Below are 23,389 nucleotides of genomic sequence, written 5' to 3'. Positions count from 1 at the left end.
CATGATCAGACGGTTATGGGTGGCGGCGTTCGCCGCGCCCCTGCTCGCGGCCCTGGCCGGCGTTACGACGGCTTCGGCCGAGCCGGCGCAGGCCGTACGGCTGAAGTACCGTACGACCGCGCCTCAGGCCAGGCACTTCCAGGCCGAGCCGTTGTTCGACCTGGTCAACGAGGGCTCCAGCCCCCTCCCGCTCAGCGAAGTCAAGATCCGCTACTACTTCAAGGCCGACTCCGCCGCGTCCGAGTACGACTTCGCCTGTTCCTGGGCGAGGATCGGCTGCTCCAGCGTCACCGGCAGGTTCGTCCGGCAGACGGCGCTGGACCGCTACCTGGAGGTGGGCTTCACCTCCGGCAGCCTGGCGCCCGGCGCCCGGACCTCCGACCTGGAACTGCGCTTCAACCGCAGTGACTGGCAGAACCTCAACCAGGCCGACGACCCCTCCTTCGGCCCGGACCAGAGCTCCTACGCCGACTGGACCCGCGTCACCGTCTACCGCAACGGCAACCGGATCTGGGGCACCCCGCCCGGTGGCGTCGACCCCACGCCCACCCCGACGCCCACTCCGACACCCACGGTCAACCCGCCCAAGGGCGGAGTGTTCTTCGACGACTTCTCATATACCAACTCCAGCGACCCGCGGATCGAATCTCGCAAATGGAGCGTGCGCACCAACTCCGGTGGTCCCGGCATTCCCGGTGCGTCGTGGCGGAAGGCCAACGTCACCTTCCCGACCGTCGGCGGTAACAAGGTGATGCAGCTCAAGGCGGTGACCGACGGAACCGGTGCGGGCACCTCGCAGTCGGAGATGCTGCACCAGCGCAAGTTCTTCGAGGGCACCTATGCGGCGCGGGTGAAGTTCACCGACGCCCCGGTTTCCGGCCCGGACGGAGATGAGGTCGTGCAGACCTTCTTCACGATCACTCCGCTCGAAGCGGACATGGACCCCGACTATGGTGAGATCGACTTCGAGTACCTGCCCAACGGCGGCTGGGACCTTCAGGGGCCGCTGCTGTACATGACGACGTGGGAGACCTACCGGCCCGACCCGTGGTTGGCCGACAGCACCTCCACGTTCCGCAACTCCAGCCACGCGGGCTGGCACACGCTGGTCGTGCAGGTCTCCGGCGGCGTCGTGAAGTACTACGTCGACGGCGCCCTCGCCGCCGAGCACGGCGGCAAGTACTACCCCGAGACCCCGATGTCGATCAACTTCAACCACTGGTTCATCAAGGGCGGCCAGACCGGCTCCACCCGGACCTACGTCCAGCAGGTCGACTGGGTCTACCACGCCAAGAACGAGGTGGTCAGCCCCGCGCAGGTCGGCAGCCGGGTGGCCGGCTACCGCGCGGCGTCCACCACCTTCACCGACACCATCCCCAACCCCTGACGATCCAGGCTCGCGCCCCCGGTTTCGGGGGCGCGAGCCGCGTGCCGATCAGAGCCGGACGATTCGGAGCCGTGTGATTCGGAGCGGGGTGGGTCAGACGCGGGTGATGCGGACGGCGTCGGCGATGACGAGTCCGGTGCCGGAGGTCCACCGGCTCACGCCGACGGCGTTGTAGTCCCCGGCGTTCAGGGTGAAGGTGCCGATGCTGTGCCAGCTGCCGCCTCCGGCGCGCTGGTCGACGTACACCGTCTGGTTGCCGCTGGAGGTGGAGACGATGTACGGCGCGGCGCTGTTGTAACCGGAGGTGGACGGGTACCAGACCTCGACGCGGTAGGTGCCCGTGGCGGGGATGGCGGCCCGGTACCAGGCGGGGTCGCTGGCGGCCACCGGGTCGGCGTAGCGGTAGTCGGCGCCGTAGCGCTGGCTGGAGTAGGTCGAGGTGCCCCAGTTCGCGCTGGCCGTGAACCTGCCGGCCGTGGTGTTGTCGACGATGGTGGACCAGGAACTGCTCCCGGTGACGTACTGCATGTACTTGGTCCAGTCCCAGTACGGGCCGGGGTCGGTGTGGTCGGCTCCCGGAACCTCGACGTGCCCGATGATGTGGGAGCGGTCCTTGGGGATGCCGTACTTGTCGCAGATGTAGCGGGTCAGCGCCGCCGACCCGCGGTACATGGCGTCGGTGAACCACGACGCGTTGTTGATGTAGCCCTCGTGTTCGATGCCGATGGACCTGGTGTTGTAGGTCCAGTTGCCGGCGTGCCAGGCGACGTCCTTGTCCCGCACCGTCTGCGTGACGGCGCCGTCCGAGGAGCGCACGACGTAGTGCGCCGAGACGTTGGCGCTGGGGTTCTGGAACCAGGAGATCGTGCCTGCGTACGACCCCTGGGCCACGTGGATGACCACCCGGTCGATCGCGTAGCTGGACGGGCGGCTGGATGCGGTGTAGTTGCCGGAGTAGGCGGGCACCCAGGCGGCGTCCGGGTAGTCCGCGCTGGCGACCTGGGCGTTCAGGTCGCGGGTCTGGGCGTAGGCGCCGCGCTCCGCCTGGATCGCCTGAGGCTGGACGGTGACGACCTCGCCGCCCGGGGCGGCGGCCCGGATGCCCGTGCCGAGCAGGTCGTAGACGGTGTCGGCGTACAGCCGGGCGACCTCGGCGGTCTTGGCGCCCGAGTACTTGGCCACGGTCGAATACCACCGGCCGGCGTCCTTGCGGGTGGTGGCGTCGAGTCCGAGTTCGTCGGCGTAGGCGCGCAGCACCGCGGCGCCACCCGCGATGTTGGCCGCGCTGTCGGTCTTCAGCGTCTCCACCGGCTGGGTGGTCAGCTTGGCGGCCTGCTCCAGGGTGTGGTCGGTGGGGTTGCTGACGAGGTGCATGACGCCGTATCCGCCGCTCGCGCTGGGCTGGCCGTCGTGTCCGTCGAGGTGGGTCTCGGCGTAGGCGAGGGCGACGAGCAGGTCACGGGGCACCTCGTAGGTGGCCGCCGCGCGGGCGAAGGCGTCGGTCAGGGGTTCGGCCGGAGCGGCGCTCGCGGGCCGGCCGAACGTTCCCAGCAGGAGGGTGAGGCTCGCCGACAGGATTACGGCTAATCGGTACGGTCGGCGTGCCCGGGCAGCTTCCATGGGTCCTCCTCAGGACCTTGGCATCCCGGCGATCGGGATGCCGGTGATGGCTGCACCGTAGAGTCAAAACATGACAAATGTCGATAATTGACATTACCAATCCATTAAAGGAAAATTTCCTACTTTGACTTAGATTCCGGGGCGAACCGACTACGGAGGGTTGACGCGAGGCGAAGGTAAGAATAATTTTCACTCAACCATTGATTGGGTGAAAGGAATGCCTGTGCCTGCAGGTGCGCTCGGACGAATCCAGACCGAGACGCCCGCGCTGCCCGAGGCGCTCCGCCGGGTGGGGGAGGCGATCCTGGCCGATCCCGCCGAGGCCGCGCGGTCCACGATCATCACGCTCGCCGAGCGCAGCGGCAGCTCGCCCGCGACCGTCACGCGGTTTTGCCGGGTGTTCGGCTTCGAGGGATACGCTGGGCTGCGGGTCGCGTTGGCCACCGAGATCGGGCGCGCGGCGCAGGCCCACTGGGACGCCGGGGTCGGCCACGAGATCGGCCCCACCGACCCGCTCGACGCGGCGATCGGCGTGATGGCCGCCGCCGACTCCCGGCTCATCCAGGAGACCGCCGCCCAACTGAATGCCGACACCGTCGCCCAGGTCGCCGACGCGATCACCAAGGCCCGGCGGGTCCTGATCTTCGGGGTCTCCACGAGCGGAGCGGTGGCCACCATGATGGGTGGCCGGCTGCGCCGGATCCGGGTTCCCTGCTGGAGCCACGCCGACGCCCACGAGGCGCTCGCCGACGCGGCCCTGCTGGCCAAAGGCGACGTCGCGATCGGGATCTCCCACCAGGGACGCACCCGGGAGGTGCTGGAGTCGCTCGGCGAGGCCGGGGACCGGGGCGCGCTGGCCGTCGCGGTCACCTCCTTCGCCAGGTCCCCGCTGGCCGACCTGGCCGACCTGGTGCTGACCACCGCCAGCCGGGAGACGACGTTCAGGCTGGGCGGCCTGGCCGCCGTCCACTCGCAGCTCTTCGTCCTCGACGCCGTCTACGTCGCGGTCGCGCAGCGCACCTACGAGCAGACGAACGAGGCATTCGAGCTCACCATCCGAGCGCTGGAGAGCCACCGTGTGGAAAGGAGTTGATCGTGGATATCGGCGCCGCCGACTACGTCCATGAAGTGAAGGCCCTGATGGACGGCATCGTCCAGACACAGGGATCCGCGGTCAAGGACGCGGCCGCGCTGATGATCGAATCGCTGCTGAACGACGGGGTGATCCAGGCCTTCGGCTCCGGTCACTCCGAGGCGATCGCGATGGAGATCGCCGGTCGTGCGGGCGGCCTGGTCCCCACCAACCGGCTCGCGCTGCGCGACATCGTCCTGTACGGCGAGGCCCCGGTGGACGTCCTCCTGGGCGCCCCCGGCGAGCTGGAGCGCGACCCCACGGTCGCCCGGCGCGTCTACGAGCTGGCCCCCGTCCGGCCTCAGGACGTGTTCGTGCTGATCTCCAGCTCGGGGGTGAACGGCTCGGTGGTGGAGCTGGCCTCGATCGTCAAGGAGAAGGGGCACAGCCTGATCGCCCTGACCTCCGTCCAGCACAGTACCCAGATGACCTCCCGGCACCCCTCGGGCCGCAAGCTGCTCGACTTCGCCGACGTGGTGCTCGACAACGGCGCCCCGTACGGTGACGCGGTCCTCCCGCTCGCGGACGGCGGCGCGTTCGGCGCGGTCTCCACGATCACCTCGGCGCTGCTCGCCCAGATGATCGTGGCCGAGGTGGTGCGCGGCCTGACCGGGGCGGGCCTGACCCCGCCGGTCTATCGGTCCGCCAACGTGATCGGCGGAGACGAGCACAACCGGGCTCTTGAGAACCGCTACGCCGGAAGGATCCGGCGAGGTGCCTAACCACCCCCCTGCAGGAGGAAGCATGACCCACCTTTCTCGGCGCGAGCTTCTGCGCAGCGCGGTCCTGGCCGGGATCGCCCTGCCGGCGTTGTCCGCGTGCGCCACTCCCGCGGGCTCCGGCGGCGCGTCCCCGGCGGCGGCGCCGGCCGTCGGAGCCACCAGCGCGGCCAACCCGCTCGGTTTCGTCGAGGACAAGCCCCTGGAGATCTGGATCTTCGACGGCGGTTTGGGCGACGCCTACGCCAAGGACATCCACGAGCAGCTGATCAAGGCCAAGCACCCCAAGCTGGAGATCAAGCACAACGCGACCAAAGAGATCGCCAAGACCCTCCAGCCGCGCTTCGCCGGAGGCAACCCGCCGGAGTTCATCAACAACTCGGGCGCCAACCAGATGGACTTCGGCGCCCTGGTCCAGGACGGCCAGCTCGCCGACCTCACGCCCCTGTACGACGCGCCGAGCTGGGACGACCCCAACGTCAAGGTGCGCGACACGATCGACCCGGTCGCGATCGAGCTGGGCAGCTACGACGGCAAGCCGTACGTCCTGAACTACGCCAACACCATCTGGGGCATCTGGTACTCGCAGAAGCTCTTCGACGACAACGGCTGGCAGCCGCCCAAGACCTGGGCGGAGTTCCTGAAGCTCTGCGAGACCATCAAGAAGTCGGGCAAGACCGCGCCGTTCACCTACGCGGGCAAGCACCCGTACTACATCTACGAGGCCATCCTCACGCTCGCCGCGAAGATCGGCGGCAAGGACGTGCTGAAGAACATCGACAACCTGGAGGACGGCGCCTGGAAGGCCGAGCCGGTCAAGCAGGCCGCGACCGCCTTCGCCGAGCTCGGGTCCAAGTATCTGCTTCAGGGCACCGCCGGCCTGGACCACGTCCAGACCCAGACCGCGCACAACAAGGGCCAGGTCGCCATGCTGCCCTGCGGCTCCTGGGTGGAGAACGAGCAGAAGGACTCCACCCCGGCCGACTTCGGCTACGCGATGTTCCCGCTGCCGGACTTCGGCTCCTCCGACGCCCTGCCGTACGGCACGCTGCACGCCCAGCCGGGCGAGGAGTACATCGTGTCGGCCAAGTCGGCCAACCCCCGGGCGGGCATGGAGTACATGCGGGCGATGCTCTCCAAGGACGGCGCGGGCAAGTTCATGGAGCTGGTCTCCACGCTCACCGTCGTCAAGGGCGCGGGCGAGGGCCGTACGCTCAAGCCGGGCCTGAAGAGCGCCTCGGCCGCCCTGACCGCGGCGGGCGACAACACCGTCTGGTTCCTGTTCCGCAAGTGGTACGCCGAGATGCACGACGAGGTGGCCGCCGCGTCCGGGCAGCTCATGAACGGCAAGCTGACCGTTGACCAGTGGATGGACCGCGCCCAGAAGAAGGCCGACGCCATCAAGAACGACTCCTCGGTGAAGAAGTTCAAGAGGTAGACGCCATGAACGAGGAGGGGTGAGCGACCCATGGATCACGGGAGTGAGCCTGACGCGGTGAGCGGAGTGGCCCGCGAGCACGAGCGGCCCGCGAAGCTGACGATGAAGGCCAAGCGACCCACGGACAGCGGGAGTGAGCCTGACACGGTGAGCGGAGTGGTCCGCGAGCATGAGCGGCCCGCGAAGCGAACGGGGAAGGCCAAGCGGCCCATGGATCACGGCAGGACGCGGTTCGTCACCGGGTTCCTCGTGGTCCCGGTGGCACTCTACGTGGTCTACGTGATCTCCCCCTATGCGCAGGCCTTCTACATCGCGTTCACCAACTGGCGCGGGGTGAACGCGAACCCGCAGTTCGTCGGCCTGGAGAACTTCCAGAGGCTTCTCGGTGACAACGTCTTCTGGAAGGCTGTCAGTCACAACCTCCTCCTGCTGATCTTGATGCCGGTGCTCACCATCGGGATCGCGCTCTTCTTCGCCTTCCTGCTCAACTCGGGCGGGAAGGGCGGCACCGAAGGCATCTGGGGGTCGAAGTTCTACCGCGTGGTGTTCTTCTTCCCCCAGGTGCTGGCCGTCGCCGTGGTCGCGGTCCTGTTCCAGCAGGTCTTCCGGCCCGACAAGAGCGGCATGATCAACGCACCGCTGATCGCCCTCGGGATCGAGCCGATCGGATTCCTGTCCAGCACGAGTGTCGCGCTCTGGGCGATCCTCGGTGTGCTGGTCTGGCAGGCGGTCGGCTTCTACGTGGTGCTCTTCTCCGCGGGGATCTCCTCCATCCCGCGTGACATGTTCGAGGCGGCGGCGATCGACGGCGCGGGGAAGGTGCAGTTGTTCTTCAGGGTCACGCTGCCCCTGCTCTGGGACACCATCCAGGTCGGCTGGGTCTATCTCGGCATCGCCGCGCTGGACGTCTTCGCCATCGTGTGGGTGATGACGGCCGAACACGGCGGCCCCGACTACTCCACGACCGTGATGGCGGCGGAGATCTACCGCAACGCCTTCCAGTACTTCAAGTTCGGCTACGCCTCCGCGATGGGCGTGGTCCTGTTCTTCTTCACCATCGGGTTCGCGGCGCTGGCTCTGCGCCTGTCGCGGCGTGAGCGAATCGAGTTCTAGTGGCGGACACGGTGATTCCCCAGAGCCGGGCCTACGCTCGTGAGGAGCGCAAGAGGCGGCTGGGTCCCCTGTCGGGCCTGACGCACATCGCGCTGCTGGTGTGGACGATCCTGGTCGTGGTCCCGATCGTGTGGACGTTCCTGGCGTCGGTGAAGAGCGAGGACGAGATCTTCGGCGACGCCTGGTCGCTGCCGGCCTCCCTGCGCTTCGACAACTGGGCACGGGCCTGGGAGCAGGCGCACATCGGCCAATACATGATCAACAGCGTCGTCGTCGTGGCGTTCAGCACGTTCGGCACGATGCTGTTCGGCTCGATGGCCGCCTACGTGCTCGCCCGTTACAGGTTCCGCGGCAACCGGGCGATCTATCTGCTGTTCGTCTCGGGCCTGGCCTTCCCGGTCTACCTGGCACTGACCCCGCTGTTCTTCGTCGTGCAGAACATGGGCACGATCCCGGTGATCGGCCAGTTCATCGGCCTGAACACGCGCGGCGGGCTGATCCTGGTCTACATCGCCTACTCACTGCCGTTCACCGTGTTCTTCCTGGCGGCGTTCTTCCGGACGCTGCCCGGGGCGGTGGCCGAGGCGGCCTTCGTCGACGGCGCCTCGCACACGCGGGTGTTCTTCCAGATCATGCTTCCGATGGCCAAGCCGGGCATCATCAGCGTGACCATCTTCAACGTGCTCGGCCAGTGGAACCAGTACCAGCTTCCGCTGGTCCTGCTCACCTCCAACAGGGACAAGTGGGTGCTCACGCAGGGCATCGCCGACATCTCCACCGCCGCGGGCTACGACGCCGACTGGTCGGCCCTGTTCGCCGCGCTCAGCATGGCGATCCTTCCGATGCTGGTCGTCTACACGCTCTTCCAGAGCCAGATCCAGAAGGGCCTGACCGCCGGGGCGCTGAAGTAGTCTCGATCTCTTAAGCCCCCCTTAAGGAGATCATTATTGGTGTTTAAGGGAGAATGGGTTGACCGATAGGGCATAGTCGCGGTTAGGTTCGTTAGGAAAGTTTCCTAACGAGCGGGCGAAGCTCCGCTTGCGGTCGAGCCTCAACCATTCCCCCGGGAGAGACACGTGCCCATCTCTTCAGACCCGCGTGCCAACCGCCGAGCCCTGCGACTCCTCATCGCTCCGGTCCTGGCCACCGCCCCCGCCCTGGTCGTCTTCGCGAGCGCCGGACACGCGGCCGGGGCGGTGTCGCCGACCGAGGCCCCCTCGCCGTCCGCGGCGCTGTCGGCTTCGCCCCCGCCGGCGAACGACACCGCCGCCGCGGTCGACCTCAACGACCCGCGCAAGAAGGAGATCGCGATGCAGCTGGTCTCCAGCGCCGAGAACTCCTCCCTCGACTGGAAGGCCCAGTACAAGTACATCGAGGACATCGACGACGAGCGCGGCTACACGGCCGGGATCATCGGTTTCTGCTCCGGCACCGGTGACATGCTCGACCTCGTCGAGCTCTACGCCCAGCGCAAGCCCGGGAACATCCTCGCCAAATACCTGCCCGCCCTGCGCAAGGTCAACGGCAGCGACTCCCACAAGGGCCTCGACCCGAACTACCCGAAGGACTGGGCCACCGCGGCCAAGGACAAGGCCTTCCAGCAGGCGCAGAACGACGAGCGCGATCGGGTCTACTTCAACCCGGCGGTCCAGCAGGCCAAGCAGGACGGCCTGCGCGCCTTGGGCCAGTTCATCTACTACGACGCCATCGTCATGCACGGTAACGGGGACGACTCCGAGAGCTTCGGCTCCATCCGCAAGAACGCCCTGAAGAAGGCCAAGCCGCCGGCGCAGGGCGGCGACGAGGTCAAATATCTGAACGCGTTCCTCGACGCGCGCAAGGTCGCCATGAAGGCCGAGGAGGCGCACGAGGACACCAGCCGGGTCGACACCATGCAGCGGGTCTTCCTCAAGAACGGCAACCTCGACCTGAACACCCCGCTGTCCTGGAAGGTCTACGGCGACCCCTACACGATCAGGTAGGAAGGTCCCGCCGGTCCCCGGCGGCCGGGTGACCCGGCCGCCGGGGATCCTCGCGTCTCGGCGATCGTCGTTCCGGTCGTTTCAGTCGTTCCGGTCACCCGGTCACGGACTCGCCGAGGGGCGGGAGTCGTACCGGGAAAGATCGACCGGCGGGATGTTCTTCAGCGCCTCGCGGCGGCTCAGGCCGCTGATGCCCATGTGGTCGACGTAGCGGACGACCTCGCGGGGGTTGGTCTTGGCGTATTCGCGCAAGGCCCAGCCGATCGCCTTGCGGGCGAAGAAGCCGGTGTCGGACAGGCTCGGCTCGATGCAGGCGTGGAGCAGGCCGGTGTCGGTGGCGGCCTTGAAGCCGTTCTGGCAGAGGATGGCCGTACGGCGCTTCCACAGGTCGCCGTCGTGGGCCCATTCCAGCATGAGCGGGCGCATGGTGTCGGGGAAGGCCGAAAGGAGGCCGCCGACGCGATGGATGGCGAGATCGTCGACGTAGTCCCACCAGGCTCCGGTGACGATCATCTCCTCATACATGGGAAGTGTGGAGACGGTCTGGAAGCCTCGATAGAGGCGATGCCCGGTCAGCTCGATCGCCGCGTAGCGCTCCTCGCGGTATTCGGCTTCCCGCCACAGGTCCAGCACCGTCTCGCGCCACTCGGCCGCGCTGCCGAGCGGATGCTCGGCAAAAGTCCTTCTCAGCGCCGTACGGCGAGCCACGGCCTGGACCCCGAGGAAGGGCATGTCCGATTTCATGTAAGCCTGCATGGCCGGCGCCTTGCCGGGGTCCGCGACCTCGGTAAGCGCGAGTCGCACGGCTTTGTGTAGCGGGTTGATGCTGACTCACCGTTCCTCGTCCATCTCGCGGGCGGCTCGCGTCACGCCTTCTGGCTGCTGCGCTCGCCGGTCGCCAGGCCGTCGAACAGGACCGTGATGTAGTGCTCGGCGAGGCCGGCGGTGTTGAGGCGGCCGCCCGGGCGGAACCAGCGGACCGCCACCCAGATGGTGTCGCGGATCATGCGGTAGGTGAGCTTGGGGTCCACGTCGGAACGGAACTGGCCGACGGACTGGCCGCGCTTGATCTGCTCGACCCACATGCGCTCGACCTCGTCCTCCGCCTTGACCAGGTAGTCGAAGCGGTCACCGGGCAGGGAGCGGAGATAGTTCCAGTCGTTCTGCATGACGGTGATCGCCGCGCGGTGCGGTTCGAGGGTGCTGAATCCGATACGGACCATTTCTGACAGGATGGCGCGGGGCTCGCCCCCCTGCTCCAGTGCGGAGCGGTAACGGCCGACGAGGTCATCGAGGAAGGTGGAGAGCACCTCGTCGACGATCGTCTCCTTGGAGTCGAAGTGGTGGTAGAGGCTCCCGGACAGGATGCCCGCCTCTTCGGCGATCTCGCGGACGGTGGTCGCCTGGAAGCCCTTACGGGCGAAGAGCTCGGCGGCGAGCTTGACGAGATGGTCGCGGCGCTCGGAGGCGGAGCCTGATGAGGCCGCGCGCTTCGTCGTGCCCTGGCGTTTGACTGGGGTAGTGGTCGGGCCGCCGGAGTTCTTTCGCATGTTCACTCCTCCATTATGAGCCCTTGCGCAATCGCTTGTTCACTCAAATGCGCCAGCTCACCCCCATCTTTGTCTAAAACCAAGCGCTTGCTACCCTTGTTGTCAAGGCAGACCGAAGGGACACGCAATGGCTGAGGCATACATCGTCGGCGCTGTTCGGACCCCCGTGGGCCGCAAGAACGGCGGCCTCGCCGAAGCCCACCCGGCCGACCTCGGAGCTCACGCGATCGCGCAGCTCGTCCAGCGCACCGGCGTGGACCCCTCCGCCGTTGACGACGTCGTCTTCGGCTGCGTGGACACCGTCGGCCCGCAGGCCGGTGACATCGCCCGCACCTGCTGGCTGGCCGCCGGGCTGCCGGAGGAGGTGCCGGGTGTCACGGTCGACCGCCAGTGCGGCTCCTCCCAGCAGGCGGTCCACTTCGCGGCCCAGGCCATCCTGTCGGGCACGTCCGACCTGGTCGTGGCTGGCGGCGTGCAGAACATGAGCCTCGTCCCGATCGCCTACGCCATGGTCGCCGGGCAGGCGCTCGGCTTCGACGGCCCGTTCGCGGGCTCGAAGGGCTGGCAGGCCCGGTACGGCGCGCAGGAGGTGTCGCAGTTCCGCGGCGCGGAGATGATCGCCGCCAAGTGGGACATATCACGGCTTGATATGGAGGAGTTCGCCCTGGAGTCCCACCGCCGGGCGCTCCACGCCATCGACGAGGGCCGTTTCACCGCCGAGATCGCCCCCTACGAGGGCGTCACCACCGACGAGGGCCCTCGTCGTGACACGAGCCTTGAGAAGATGGCCGGACTGAAGACCCTGGTCGACGGCGGGCGGCTCACCGCGGCGCTCTCCTCCCAGATCTCCGACGGCGCAGCCGCCCTGCTCATCGCCTCGGCGGAGGCGATCCGGACCCACGGCCTGGTGCCGCGCGCCCGCATTCACCACATGTCGGTCCGCGGAGACGACCCGATCATGATGCTCTCCGCGCCGATCCCCGCCACCGCGCACGCCCTCCGCAAGGCGGGCATGTCGATCGGTGACATCGACATCGTCGAGATCAACGAGGCGTTCGCCTCCGTCGTGCTGGCCTGGCTGAAGGAGACCGGCGCCGACCCGGCCAGGGTCAACCCCAACGGCGGCGCCATCGCCCTCGGCCATCCGCTCGGCGCGACCGGTGCCCGGCTGATGACCTCGCTCCTGCACGAGCTGGAGCGGACCGGCGGCAGGTACGGCCTGCAGACGATGTGCGAGGGCGGCGGCCAGGCCAACGTCACGATCATCGAACGCCTCTGAGCGGTCAGGGTGAGCGCACCTGGTCGCCCAGGCAAGCGCCTTCTTGGGCTAGATTTCCCCGTCATGTCGCTTGCCGTGATCCCCAGCCCGTCTCAAGGGCCTGGTATATGGGATCGCGGTGCCGGTCCGCACACTCGGCGCTGTATGCGCGCCCGTCGAGGTTTAGGTCCTGCTCTGTAGCTCGCTGAGCGTTGATCGCGGCCCGCGCGCATGGGCCTCGCTCAGTCTTCGCGCTGCGCGCGGCTCACGCTCGGGCTGCGTCCGACTTCGGGAAACCTGAAGTCAGGTACGCCGCCTGATGGCCGCCCATTTAAGGTTCTGATCAATAAGGACGACGACGTCGCCCGGCTCTCCCCGCTCAAGGAGCGGCACATTAACTTCCTGGGCCGCTACCTCTTCAACATCAAGGCCGGCTGCCCCGGTCATGGCCTTCGCCCCTTCCGGGACCCGGACGCCGTCGAAGACGACGAAGGCTGACGGCCGACACACCACCCCTTCCGGGCACAAGCTCAAGCGGGCGGCGTGACCGGGGACCCCACGCCCATCCTCATACCCGACAAAGGCGGTGCGGAGAATGTCGGGTGATCGGGGCCGGTGTCGCCGCACGATGGGGGCATGGATGACACGACCTTGGTATCCCGTTTCCTCCGCGACGGCTTCGTGAAGTTGGAGGGCGCCGTCGCGCCGCGCGTGGCCGCGGACTGCGCGCGGCTGCTATGGCGAGAGACGGGCTGCGACCCGGACGACCCGTCGACGTGGACGCAGCCCGTGCACTGGGTGGGCGGCATGGCGCAGGGACCGTTCGCCGCCGCGCCCAACTCCCCGTCCCTGCAGCGCGCGTACGACCTGCTCGTCGGCGTGGGACGCTGGGAGCCGCGCTACTCGCTGGGCACGTTCCCGCTGCGCTTCCCGCACGAGGAGGAGCCGGACGACGCGGGCTGGCACATCGAGGGAAGCTATCTGCCGGAGGGCGAGAGCTGGTACTTCACGAATCTGCGCTCTCAGGGCCGGGCGCTGCTGATGCTGTTCCTGTTCAGCGAGGTCGGTGAGGAGGACGCCCCGACCCGGATCCGGGTCGGCTCACACCTCGACGTGCCGAAGGTGCTGGAGCAGTACGGGGAGGACGGGGCGAGCGGGCTGACCCTCGCGCCCGATCTGGTGGCGGCGTCCGACCACCGGCCACTCGCCCTCGCCACCGGGTCCCCGGGCGACGTCTTCCTGTGCCATCCGTTCCTGGTGCACGCGGCGCAACCGCACCATGGGGTGCGGCCGCGCTTTATGGCCCAGCCGCCCCTGATGCCGGCCGCGCCGTACGAACTGGAACGGGCCGACGGCGCGTACTCACCCGTGGAAATTGCGATCCGCCGGGGCCTGGGACAGGACACCCTCGGTCCGGACGGGGACGGCAACGACCACAGCGCCGGGTAGACGTACTTCACGACCATCGCTGGCAAGGTGGTCGTGAAGAGGGAAGAGGAAGGAGGCCGGGCATGCTGGAGCGGCTGAACCAGGCCATGGAGCACATCGAGTGCCATCTCGACGAGGCCGTCGACGTGGAGGAACTGGCACGCATCGCGGCCACCTCGGAGCACCACCTGCGCCGGATGTTCTCCGCGCTCGCTGGCATGCCGCTGTCGGAGTACGTCCGGCGCCGCCGGCTCACCCTCGCGGGCGCCGAAGTACTCGCGGGGCGTGAGACGCTGCTGGAGATCGCGGTGCGCTATGGCTACAGCTCCGGCGAGGCGTTCGCGCGGGCGTTCCGTGCCATGCACGGCATCGGACCAGGCGAGGCCCGGCGTACCGGCGCCGCACTCAACTCCCAGTCCCGGATGGCCTTCCGCCTCACCATCGAAGGGAGCAGCAGTATGCGATACCGCGTCGTGGACAAGGCGGACTTCACCGTGGTCGGGCTCAAGACCCAGGTATCACTGGTGCATGCGGGCCCGAACCAGGCGATCATGGACTTTGTCCGTGGGATCGACCCGCAGACTCTGGAGCGCCTGGAGAAGCTGTCGGACCAGGAGCCGCACGGCATCGTCGCGGTCTGCGACGGCATGGACCCCAGCCGCGCCGAGGGCACTGAACTCGACTACCACCACGGCGTGCTCACCTCCGCGGCCGCTCTGGAGGGCACGACCACATTGGCCGTCCCGGCCGGCACCTGGGCGGTCTTCACCACATCCGGGCCGGCACCGCAGGCCATCCAGGAGCTATGGCGGGACGTGTTCACCGAGTGGTTCCCGTCGAACCCGTACCGCACCCGCACCGGCCCTGAGATCCTGCGCACCCACCTGTCGCCGGAGAAGACCGAGGCCGACGCTGAACTGTGGCTCCCGGTGGAGCCCGAGCACGGCTGAACACAGCGGCATGCCCCCGGTCAAGTGTGTGGCTTGTCCTGGGTTCAGCGATCACGACCGAGCAGCATGTGGGGGTAGCCGCGATTGATACGTTCGCCGAGGTCGATGTTCAGTTCGGCGATGAACGTGTTGAGCTGAGCGATGGCGTCCTCGGGGGCGTCGGCTTCACCCTTGAACTCGAACTCGACGAAAGTACCGGCGGCGGCGACGGTGTCGAAAGCGATGTCGACCTGGCCGGGGAGTGTCCACTCCTCCCGCAGCTTGTCCACCGTGATCATACGTTTGAAGTCCAGTGCGGCCAGAATGCGGTGGACGGCCTCGGGGTCGTCGACCGGCGTCTCGTACTCGTCGGCGTGGGTCTTGATCGCCGCGTCGAGAGGATGCCACATTTTGAAGTTGATCGAGGCACCGTTGTCGGCTTCGCGGACGCGCAGCCATTCGGAGACGACATCGGGTTCGAGGAAGTCGCGGTGGGGCGCGTTGTAATAGGTGTCAACCTGTCGGGTTACTGGACCGGGCTTGGCATCCAGGGTCTCCAGGGCGGTTTTGAGAGCGGCGAGATCATCCAGCCGGAACTTCTGCTCGACCTCGATGTACCTCATGGTCATCCTTCCTCGGCGGGAATCTGCTGGTGGAGGCGGAGCGTGACCGGGTGGACACACGCCTACCTCCGTGTGGCCGATCACCTGCGTCAAGACATCAACGAGGGGCGCCTCGCCCCGGGCGACAAGCTCCCGCCGCAGCGGGAACTGACCGAGCGCTTCGGGGTGTCGGACATCATCATCCGGCGAGCCCTCGACATCCTTCGCAATGAAGGCCTGGTCGAATCCCGTCAAGGCTCGGGCACCCGTGTGCGGGCCCGCCCACCGGCGCGGCGCATCTCCATGAACCGCTAACAGGCCGACGCCGGTCCGCAGGAAATGCCGCAGACGTCATTCACGCGTGACGCCGGGATCGTCTGGTCGCAGTACCGACTGGACAAGGCGTTCGCGTGGATCGAGGCAGACGAGCGCCTGGCAGGCCTGTTCGAGGTCGAAGCCGGCGCCAGGGTGCTGGAACGCCGATTCGTGTTCTATGCCTCCGGCACGCCTTCGCAGATGTCTCGCTCCTGCCTGCTGGCGGCCGACGTTGAGGGCACCCCAGTCGCTGATCCACGCAATGAACCGTGGCCGGGCGGCAACATCGGCCAGTTGCGGACCCTCGGCATCGAGGTCGACAACATCGTCGAGGAGACCACGACCCGCATGCCGACCCCGGACGAGGTTGAGCTTCTCGGGATCGGCGCGGGCGTGCCGGTGTTCTCCATTACTCGGCAGATGTATGCCAAGGGGCGTGTGGTCGAGGTGGCGGACCCGATCGTCATCCCCGGTGATCGTGCGGTGCGGGTAGATCAAATCTCGCTGGGCTGATGACCCTGGGGATAGGTGTCTTCCCTCGCATGCACCTTCTCGTCGAGGAATCGCTTCCGGTGACCTCGTCCCGGAGCAGTACTGAAACCACGTGGCGCAGTTCCATCTTCACCGCCCCTATGTGAGACCGCCCGTGAGCTCTCGCCTCACATGCTGTCGCGTGGAACGGTCCGGCGACAGGCCCAACCGGACGTCACCGGAGCCGGGCACCGCCCGCCTCGCCGTCTCTGGTTCCAACTGGACCGCAGCCGGGTTTCCCGTGTGTGAATTCCCGCCCGATCAGCTCATCTCAGGGGATTGGCAAGAGCGTCCGTCCTCCCTACTATGAACGCTCACATAAACATGATTATGGCTCATATTAGGGACTGATCGCATGTCAGAGCCGTGGTGGGACGGGGCCGTCGTCTACCAGGTGTATCCGCGCAGTTTCGCCGACGGCAACGGAGACGGAGAGGGAGACTTCCCTGGCCTCAGGTCACGGCTTCCCTACCTTGCCGAGCTCGGGGTGGACGCGATCTGGCTGAACCCCTTCTACCCGTCGCCGATGGCCGACGGCGGCTACGACGTCAGCGACCACCGCGGGGTGAACCCGCGCTTCGGCACGCTCCCCGACTTCGACGACCTGGTCTCCGACGCGGCCTCGCACGGCATTCGCGTCCTCGTCGACATCGTGCCCAACCACTGCTCGACCGCCCACCCGTGGTTTCAGGCGGCGCTGGCGGCCCCTCCGGGCAGCCTCGAGCGCGGCCGGTTCATCTTCAGGGACGGAGCCGGGGACGCCCCGCCGAACAACTGGCAGTCGTTCTTCGGCGGCCCCGCCTGGACACGGGTCCCCGACGGCCAGTGGTATCTGCACCTGTTCGACACCGCCCAGCCCGACTTCGACTGGCGCAACCCCGAGGTGCCCGCGCTCTTCGCGGACACGTTGCGGTTCTGGCTGGACAGGGGCGCCGGCGGGATCCGGATCGATGTGGCCAACGCGTTGTTCAAGGCGGCTGACCTGCCCGATCTGCCGCCAGGGATGTTCCCCGATGACCCTTCCGCTCCGTACAGCGGGCAACCCGAGGTGTTCCAGGTCTACCGGGACTGGCGCAGGATCCTGGACTCCTATCCCGGCGACCGGGTCGCGGTGCTGGAGATGTGGTCCGAGGACCGCGAACACCTGCGGCCGTTCCTGGCCGACGGCCAGCTGCACCAGCTGTTCAACTTCACGCTGATGAGCACCCCGTGGCGGGCCGCCGACCTGCGCGCCTCCGTCGAGCTCTCCCTGTCCCTGACGGCCGGTTCGCACGTCCGGGCCCCCTGGGTGCTGGAGAACCACGACGCGCCGAGGCTGGCCACCCGGCTCGGCGTGGACCAGGGGCTGATCCGCAACCCCACCGAAGAGGCGTTGCGCGGCGAGGTCGACGTCGACCACGAGCTCGGCCGGCGGCGGGCACGGGCCGCCGCGCTGCTGCTGCTCGCGCTGCCCGGCTCGGCCTACCTCTACCAGGGGCAGGAGCTCGGGCTCTTCGAGGTTCTGGACATCCCGGCCGACCGGCGTGACGACCCGATCTACGCCAGAAGCGGCGGAATGATCTTCGGCCGGGACGGCTGCCGGGTCCCACTCCCGTGGAGCGGTGAAGCCGCGCCGTACGGTTTCGGCACCGGCGAGCCGTGGCTGCCGCAGCCCGCGGGCTGGGCCGCCGACACCGTCGCGGCCCAGTCCGCCGACCCCGCGTCGACGCTCAGCCTGTACCGGACCGCGCTCCGGCTGCGCCGCGACCACCCCGCGCTCGGCTCGGGCGCCCTGACCTGGGTGGACGCCGGGGAACAGACCGTGATGTTCACCCGGGAGCCCGGATTCCTGTTCGTGCTCAACACCGGAACCGAGCCGGTCGAGCTTCCGCCCGGCAAGGTGCTGCTGGGCAGCACACCGTTGGACGGCGGGCTGCTGCCCGCCGACGCCGCCGTCTGGATGGAGCGTTAAATGATCGTTTTCGACTCAGCGGCCCGGCTCTGGCTGCTGACCACCCCGTCCTCGTCGTACGCGCTCCGCCTCGACGAGAACGACGCACCCAGACACGTCCACTGGGGCGCGCGGCTCACCCTGGAGCAGGCTCTCGGGATCTCCGAGGAGTATCACGGCGACCACGACCCCGGTGGTGAGGAGCTCGCCGTCGAGGGCGGTCTGCGCTTCGCGGCCCCGTCGCTGACCGTGCGGTACGGCGACGGCACCCGCGGCGTGGAGTGGCGCTACCTCGGCCACACCATCGACGGCGAGGAGCTGAGGATCGATCTCGCCGACCGAAGCCGCGAACTGCGGATCACGCTGCACTACCGGGTGTTCGGCGACTGCGACGTGATCGAGCGCCGGGCCACCGTACGGGCCGGGGAGCCGGTGGAGATCCTGCGGTTCGACTCCGCGGCGTGGACGCTCCCGCATCTTCGGGACTACCGGGTGAGCCATGTGACCGGCGAATGGGGCAGGGAGTTCCAGCTCCGCCGCATCGATGTCCCGGTCGGCGAGACGGTCTTCACCAGCCGCCTCGGGATCACCGGCCACCACGCCAACCCGTGGCTGATGGTGGACGCCGGGCAGGCGACGGAGGAGCACGGCGATGTCTGGAGCGCGGCCCTGGCCTGGAGCGGAAGCTGGCGGATCACCCTGCGCCGCGATCCATTGGGCCGGGCGAGCTGGACCGGCGGGTTCGGGCACGAGGGGCTCACCTGGCGGCTCGGGCCGGATGAGGAACTGGCCACCCCCGTGTTCGCCGGGCTGTACGCGAGCGACGGGTTCGGCGGGACCAGCCGTGCCTGGCACTCCTACATCGCCTCGCATGTCCTGCCCGCCCCGGACGCGGTCAGGCCGGTGATCTTCAACTCCTGGGAGGCCACCGAGTTCGACATCTCCCAGGACCAGCAGATGGAACTGGCCGAGCTGGCCGCCCGGCTGGGCACGGAGCTGTTCGTCATGGACGACGCCTGGTTCGGCGCCCGCACCAGCGACGCCGCCGGGCTGGGCGACTGGTGGCCCAACCCGGACCGGTTCCCGGAGGGGCTCGGTCCGCTGATCACGAAGGTGCGGGGGCTGGGCATGAAGTTCGGCCTGTGGGTGGAGCCCGAGGCGGTCAACCCTGACAGCGACCTGTACCGGGCCCATCCGGACTGGGTCCTGCACCAGCCGGGCCGGTCCCGCACCACCAGCCGCAACCAGCTGGTGCTCAACATGGCCCGGCCCGACGTCGCCGAGTGGACGCACGCCTGGCTGGACCGGCTGCTGGCCGAGCACGACATCGCCTTCCTCAAGTGGGACATGAACCGGCCCTTCAGCGAAGCGGGATGGCCCGGTCATCCGGACCCCGAGCGGCTCTGGATCGACTATGTCCGCAACGTCCACGCCATCCTCGACCGGCTGCGGGCCGACCACCCGGACCTGCTCATCGAGGGCTGTGCGGGCGGCGGGGGCCGCGCCGACCTCGGCATGCTGCGCCACGTCGAGCAGCTGTGGACCTCGGACAACACCGACGCCGCCGAGCGGGTGGCCATCCAGTACGGCTTCGGCCAGATCTACCCGGCACGGGCGATGGGCGCCTGGGTGACCGACTCGCCGAACACGGTCACGGCCCGGTGCACCCCGTTGCGCTACCGCTTCCACGTCGCGATGTCCGGGGCCCTCGGCATCGGCGGAGATCTGCGCCGGTGGACCGAGGACGAGATGGTCTGGGCCAAGGGCCTGGTCGAGCAGTACAAGCGGATCCGCCCGATCGTGCACGGCGGGGCGCAGTACCGGCTGAGCCCGCCCGAAGCCGGGACCACCGCCGTGCAGTACGTCTCCGCCGACGCGAGCGAGACCGTGGTCTTCCTCTTCCAGCCCAGCTCGCTTCCCCGCGGCAAGGCGCCGATCCGGCTCACCGCGCTGGACCCGGCCGCCCGCTACCGCGATGAGGCCACCGGCGCGATCCACCATGGCGCGGTCCTGCTCTCCCACGGGCTGCCGCCGCTGCTCACCTTCGACACGACCAGCGAACTCGTCCACCTCCGCCGCCTCGCCTGACGGCGAGGGCTCCCCCCTTTTGGAGGCCTGATATGACCCCCGACACGCCGGAGACCAAGGTCGAGGCCGAGACCGTACCCGAGGCGCTGGCCGAGCCGACACGGCGGGTCGGAGCGGGCTGGGTCGTCGCGTTCCTGCTGGCCAACGCGGGCCTGCAGATCCCGCTGCAGGTCCCCAGCACATTCCTGATGCCGGAGCAGATCGCCGCCATCGACCCCCTGGGCAAGGTCGGCGGCTACGCCTGGGTGAGCGTGATGGGGGCGGTCTCCGGGATCGTCGTCGCTCCGCTGGCCGGCGCGCTGTGCGACCGGACGACCGGGCGCTTCGGCCGCCGCCGTCCGTGGATGGTCGCCGGCGCGCTGATATGCATCGCGGCCCTTTTGTTCACCGGGCTTCAGCAAACGGTGTTCGGGGTGGCGGCCGGCGCGCTGCTGATGTCGGTCGGGTTCACGGTCCTGGGCGCCGGGCTCAACCCGGTCGTCCCCGACCGGGTGCCGGCCGGCCAGCGCGGGGTGGTGCTGGGCTGGGCGGCGGTGCCGCAGGCGGGCGCCCTCATCATCGGCGGGGTGCTGGTCGGGATGGTGAGCGGGATCTGGGCCGGTTACCTGGTGATGGCGGCGTTCCTCGCCCTGGTGCTGATGTTCGCCGCGATCACCAAGGACGCCCCACTGCCCGCGCGGTACCGGGAGCCGTTCTCACTGCGAGCCTTCCTGGCCGGTTACCGGATCAGCCCCCGGACCAGCCCGGACTTCATGTGGGCGCTGATCACCCGGTTCATCATGGGCTTCGGGTACGGGCTCGGGACGCTCTATCTGCCGTACTTCCTGTCCGACGTGCTGCACTACGAGCAGCTGTTCCCGGGGCAGAGCGTCAACGACGGCCTGCTGATCGTCATCGGGGTGCACAGTGTCTCGACGGTGGTGCTGGTGGTGCTGGGCGGCTGGTTGTCGGACCGGATGGGACGCCGCCGCGGGCTGGTCTGCGCGGGCGGGCTGACCATGGCGGTCGCCGCGCTGCCGCTCGCCCTCGCGCCGACCTGGGCCATGACCCTGGTGGCGGCCGTCATCCTCGGCCTCGGGTACGGGATCTACCTCAGCGTCGACGCCGCCCTGGTCACCCAGGTGCTGCCGGCCTCGGCGGACCGGGGCAAGGACATGGCGCTGGCCAACCTCATGGGAGGGCTGCCGTACGTGCTCATCCCGCCGATCGCCTCGGCCGTCATCACGAGCGCCGGCGGCTACACGGGACTCTTCCTCTGTTCCGCGGTGATGTCGGCGGTCGGCGGCCTTCTCATCTGGTTCATCCGCGGTGTCCGCTGACCATCCCGTAGGGGCGTGTCCAGGCATCGAATATATGCCCATATATCTTGAAAAATAGACATACTTTGTAAAGGCATGTCCCGGTCACGGACGCGGAAGACGGTCCAGTACGGCATGCGCCTCCGTCATGATCCGGCCGATCAGCTCCGCGCAGCTCGGCAGGTCGTCGATCACCCCCACGACCTGCCCCGAGGCCATGACGCCGAGATCCGCGCGTCCGTCCACCATGGCGGCCCGCAGCAGCATCGGGGTGTTGGCCGCCTGCAGGACCTGGGCCCAGGTCAGATCGCGGCCGTGCCTCATCCGGCGGCCCTCGCGCAGCATCCCGACCCAGGAGGCGCCCGACACCCGCTTGAACCGTGCGCCGTTGGCGACGGCGCGGAGCAGGCGCAGGCGGGAGCGTTCGAGGGAGTCGACGAACGGGGTGCGCAGGACGCGGTGCGGGACGCCGTCCACCCGGGTGGTGACCACGGTGTCGGACATGCCGAGGTAGACCTTCTTCACCTCGTCGCCGACCGTGGAGTCCGAGGTCAGCAGGAAGCGGGTGCCCATCGCGATCCCGCACGCGCCGTACGACAGGGCGGCGACCAGCCCGCGCCCGTCGAAGAACCCGCCCGCCGCGATCACCGGGATGTCCACCGCGTCCACCACCTGGGGGAGCAGCACCGTCGTCGGAATCGCCCCGGTGTGCCCGCCGCCCTCGCCGCCCTGCACGATCACCGCGTCCACGCCCCAGGCGGCGACCTTCTCGGCGTGCCTGCGCGCGCCGACCGAGGGGATCGTCACCACGCCGGCGTCTTTCAGCCGGGCGATGAGTTCTTGCTTGGGAGCCAGCGCGAACGACGCGACCCGGACACCCTCGCGGATCATGACGTCGATGCGTTCGCGGGCGTCGTCGGCGTCGGAGCGGATGTTCACCCCGAAAGGCGCGTCCGTCCGCTCCTTGACCGACCGGATCGCGGCGGTCATCTGCTCGATCGTCAGCGTGGCCGCCGCGATGATCCCGAGGCCGCCCGCGCCGGAGGCGGCGGCGGCCAGCCGGGCCCCGGCCACGTAGCCCATGCCGGTCTGCACGATGGGATACCGGCAGCCGACCAGTTCGGTGAGCCGGGTGGTCAAGGTGGGCGCCGGAACGGGCCCCGAGACGGGGTCCGAGAGGGGGTCTGGGGTGCCGCCGGGTACGGCCGGCCCGGGAACGGAGGTCATGCGGAGACCTCGCGCGGGCCGGGGTCGGGGACCTCTCGCTCGCGGAGGGAGCCGGGATCGAGGACCTCGCGCAGGAGGCGGAGCTCCTCGCCGGTGGGCAGGCGGGTCTCGGGGACGCTGTCCGGCACGGTGAGCGGGAAGCCGGTCATGCGCACGACCTCGTCCACGGTGACGCCCGGGTGAACCGAGGCCAGGCGCATCGAGTGCCCGGGGGTCTCGAAGTCCAGCACGGCCAGATCGGTGACCACCCGGCGCAGGTCGTGATGACGGTAGGCGCTCGGCCCGGCCTCGGCCACGCGGTCGTGGCCGACGCCGCTGACCATGTCCACCTTCGGTACGAACACCCGGGGGGAGTGCTTGGGGATCCAGTAGCTGGTCGGGGCGCACACGGTGTTGCCCGGTGCTCCGCGCACGCCCAGGAGCTGGGAGCGGGGTCTGGCCCAGTCGCCGATGCAGGAGATGTTGGTGTTGCCGAACCGGTCGATCTGGCTGGCGCCCAGCATGACGTGCCGCCTGCCGTTGAGGACCAGCCACAGGTGGTCGCGGAACGGCAGCCAGCCCTCGATCACCTCCGGGGTCCCGCCCAGCGGTGGCACGTCCCCGGTCAGCAGGCACGTCCCGTCATGCGTGATCAGGTCGGGCTCGAAGGTGAGCCGGGCCAGCCGGGCGGCGAGTACGGTGATCGCGCCACCGATGCCCGCCGCCAGGATCTCCCCGTCCCCCCGGAAGGCCTCCGCGCATGCGACGACGCACACCTCGGCGCGCGTGGCGGTCATCGTCGTCACGGGTTCCTCCCGAAGTCCGGTGTCATGGGATGTCCGATGCGGTGGTGCCGGGGCGGC

Annotated in this window: 22 protein-coding genes; 16 read left to right on the top strand and 6 right to left on the bottom strand. The window is 68.7% G+C overall.

Annotation, left to right across the window (positions count from 1 at the left end; genetic code table 11):
- Position 1 precedes the first annotated feature (1 nt).
- Complete coding sequence (locus ACFY2X_RS10400; RefSeq protein ID WP_389935376.1) at positions 2-1,387, top strand: cellulose binding domain-containing protein; 1,386 nt, start codon at positions 2-4, stop codon at positions 1,385-1,387.
- Positions 1,388-1,480: 93 nt separating this feature from the next.
- On the opposite strand, the gene ACFY2X_RS10395 is transcribed toward ACFY2X_RS10400, so the two are convergent.
- A complete protein-coding gene (locus ACFY2X_RS10395) occupies positions 1,481-3,007 on the bottom strand; it encodes an N-acetylmuramoyl-L-alanine amidase (protein WP_389935374.1) in 1,527 nt (508 codons plus the stop codon).
- A 217-nt stretch (positions 3,008-3,224) separates the two neighbouring features.
- Between ACFY2X_RS10395 and ACFY2X_RS10390 the strand changes: the two genes are divergently transcribed.
- The 6 genes from ACFY2X_RS10390 to ACFY2X_RS10365 all read left to right on the top strand — a co-directional run bounded on the left by ACFY2X_RS10390 (position 3,225) and on the right by ACFY2X_RS10365 (position 9,391).
- Positions 3,225-4,100, top strand: a complete 876-nt coding sequence (locus tag ACFY2X_RS10390; protein ID WP_389935371.1) for a MurR/RpiR family transcriptional regulator — start codon at positions 3,225-3,227, stop codon at positions 4,098-4,100.
- A gap of 2 nt (positions 4,101-4,102) precedes the next feature.
- Positions 4,103-4,861 carry a sugar isomerase domain-containing protein gene (locus ACFY2X_RS10385; RefSeq protein WP_389935368.1) on the top strand — a complete coding sequence of 253 codons (759 nt, stop codon included), beginning with the start codon at positions 4,103-4,105 and terminating at the stop codon, positions 4,859-4,861.
- A gap of 22 nt (positions 4,862-4,883) precedes the next feature.
- Complete coding sequence (gene ngcE / locus ACFY2X_RS10380; RefSeq protein ID WP_389935364.1) at positions 4,884-6,296, top strand: N-acetylglucosamine/diacetylchitobiose ABC transporter substrate-binding protein; 1,413 nt, start codon at positions 4,884-4,886, stop codon at positions 6,294-6,296.
- Between the two features lie 30 nt (positions 6,297-6,326).
- Entirely contained in the window at positions 6,327-7,409 is a 1,083-nt protein-coding gene (locus ACFY2X_RS10375) for a carbohydrate ABC transporter permease (protein WP_389935361.1), read from the top strand.
- The gene (locus tag ACFY2X_RS10370) at positions 7,409-8,320 is read left to right on the top strand and encodes a carbohydrate ABC transporter permease (protein ID WP_389935358.1); all 912 of its coding nucleotides are present in this window, start codon (positions 7,409-7,411) and stop codon (positions 8,318-8,320) included. Before ACFY2X_RS10375 ends, ACFY2X_RS10370 begins: the two co-directional genes overlap by 1 nt.
- Before the next feature lie 165 nt (positions 8,321-8,485).
- Positions 8,486-9,391, top strand: coding sequence for a chitosanase (locus ACFY2X_RS10365; protein ID WP_389935355.1), 906 nt, complete (start codon positions 8,486-8,488; stop codon positions 9,389-9,391).
- Positions 9,392-9,493: 102 nt separating this feature from the next.
- Here the strand turns inward: ACFY2X_RS10365 and ACFY2X_RS10360 are convergent, their stop codons facing one another.
- Entirely contained in the window at positions 9,494-10,195 is a 702-nt protein-coding gene (locus ACFY2X_RS10360) for a DNA alkylation repair protein (RefSeq protein WP_389935352.1), read from the bottom strand.
- A 62-nt stretch (positions 10,196-10,257) separates the two neighbouring features.
- Complete coding sequence (locus ACFY2X_RS10355) at positions 10,258-10,947, bottom strand: TetR/AcrR family transcriptional regulator (RefSeq protein ID WP_389935350.1); 690 nt, start codon at positions 10,945-10,947, stop codon at positions 10,258-10,260.
- Between the two features lie 121 nt (positions 10,948-11,068).
- On the opposite strand from ACFY2X_RS10355, the gene ACFY2X_RS10350 reads away from it, so the two are divergent.
- From ACFY2X_RS10350 to ACFY2X_RS10335, 4 genes are all read left to right on the top strand, one after another.
- Positions 11,069-12,220 carry an acetyl-CoA C-acetyltransferase gene (locus ACFY2X_RS10350; protein ID WP_389935347.1) on the top strand — a complete coding sequence of 384 codons (1,152 nt, stop codon included), beginning with the start codon at positions 11,069-11,071 and terminating at the stop codon, positions 12,218-12,220.
- Positions 12,221-12,430: 210 nt separating this feature from the next.
- Positions 12,431-12,697: a hypothetical protein gene (locus ACFY2X_RS10345; RefSeq protein ID WP_389935344.1), complete on the top strand. Its 267-nt coding sequence runs from the start codon at positions 12,431-12,433 to the stop codon at positions 12,695-12,697.
- Between the two features lie 138 nt (positions 12,698-12,835).
- Positions 12,836-13,648 carry a phytanoyl-CoA dioxygenase family protein gene (locus ACFY2X_RS10340; RefSeq protein WP_389935341.1) on the top strand — a complete coding sequence of 271 codons (813 nt, stop codon included), beginning with the start codon at positions 12,836-12,838 and terminating at the stop codon, positions 13,646-13,648.
- A gap of 62 nt (positions 13,649-13,710) precedes the next feature.
- Positions 13,711-14,577 (top strand): GyrI-like domain-containing protein, encoded by an 867-nt coding sequence (locus ACFY2X_RS10335; protein ID WP_389935339.1) that lies wholly within the window; start codon positions 13,711-13,713, stop codon positions 14,575-14,577.
- Between the two features lie 44 nt (positions 14,578-14,621).
- Here ACFY2X_RS10335 and cyaB read toward each other — a convergent pair whose 3' ends face one another.
- Positions 14,622-15,179 (bottom strand): class IV adenylate cyclase, encoded by a 558-nt coding sequence (gene cyaB / locus ACFY2X_RS10330; protein ID WP_389935336.1) that lies wholly within the window; start codon positions 15,177-15,179, stop codon positions 14,622-14,624.
- A 42-nt stretch (positions 15,180-15,221) separates the two neighbouring features.
- On the opposite strand from cyaB, the gene ACFY2X_RS10325 reads away from it, so the two are divergent.
- The 5 genes from ACFY2X_RS10325 to ACFY2X_RS10305 all read left to right on the top strand — a co-directional run bounded on the left by ACFY2X_RS10325 (position 15,222) and on the right by ACFY2X_RS10305 (position 21,341).
- Positions 15,222-15,473, top strand: a complete 252-nt coding sequence (locus ACFY2X_RS10325; RefSeq protein ID WP_389935333.1) for a winged helix-turn-helix domain-containing protein — start codon at positions 15,222-15,224, stop codon at positions 15,471-15,473.
- Between the two features lie 24 nt (positions 15,474-15,497).
- Positions 15,498-15,986 (top strand): UTRA domain-containing protein, encoded by a 489-nt coding sequence (locus tag ACFY2X_RS10320; protein ID WP_389935330.1) that lies wholly within the window; start codon positions 15,498-15,500, stop codon positions 15,984-15,986.
- Between the two features lie 373 nt (positions 15,987-16,359).
- On the top strand, positions 16,360-17,955 hold the full coding sequence (locus tag ACFY2X_RS10315) for a glycoside hydrolase family 13 protein (RefSeq protein ID WP_389935328.1): 1,596 nt from the start codon (positions 16,360-16,362) through the stop codon (positions 17,953-17,955).
- A complete protein-coding gene (locus tag ACFY2X_RS10310; protein WP_389935325.1) occupies positions 17,956-20,022 on the top strand; it encodes an alpha-galactosidase in 2,067 nt (688 codons plus the stop codon). It abuts the gene before it with no gap.
- A gap of 32 nt (positions 20,023-20,054) precedes the next feature.
- On the top strand, positions 20,055-21,341 hold the full coding sequence (locus tag ACFY2X_RS10305; protein WP_389935322.1) for an MFS transporter: 1,287 nt from the start codon (positions 20,055-20,057) through the stop codon (positions 21,339-21,341).
- An 84-nt stretch (positions 21,342-21,425) separates the two neighbouring features.
- Here ACFY2X_RS10305 and ACFY2X_RS10300 read toward each other — a convergent pair whose 3' ends face one another.
- Together ACFY2X_RS10300 and ACFY2X_RS10295 are read right to left on the bottom strand one after the other, a co-directional pair.
- Positions 21,426-22,547, bottom strand: a complete 1,122-nt coding sequence (locus ACFY2X_RS10300) for an NAD(P)H-dependent flavin oxidoreductase (protein WP_389935319.1) — start codon at positions 22,545-22,547, stop codon at positions 21,426-21,428.
- Positions 22,544-23,323 carry a CoA-transferase subunit beta gene (locus tag ACFY2X_RS10295; protein WP_389935798.1) on the bottom strand — a complete coding sequence of 260 codons (780 nt, stop codon included), beginning with the start codon at positions 23,321-23,323 and terminating at the stop codon, positions 22,544-22,546. The genes ACFY2X_RS10300 and ACFY2X_RS10295 overlap by 4 nt, the downstream gene beginning before the upstream one ends.
- Positions 23,324-23,389: the final 66 nt, after the last annotated feature.

The organism is Streptosporangium sp. NPDC000396, from assembly GCF_042898655.1.
Lineage (GTDB): Bacteria > Actinomycetota > Actinomycetes > Streptosporangiales > Streptosporangiaceae > Streptosporangium.
This window is presented reverse-complemented; position numbering and strand designations above follow the sequence as displayed.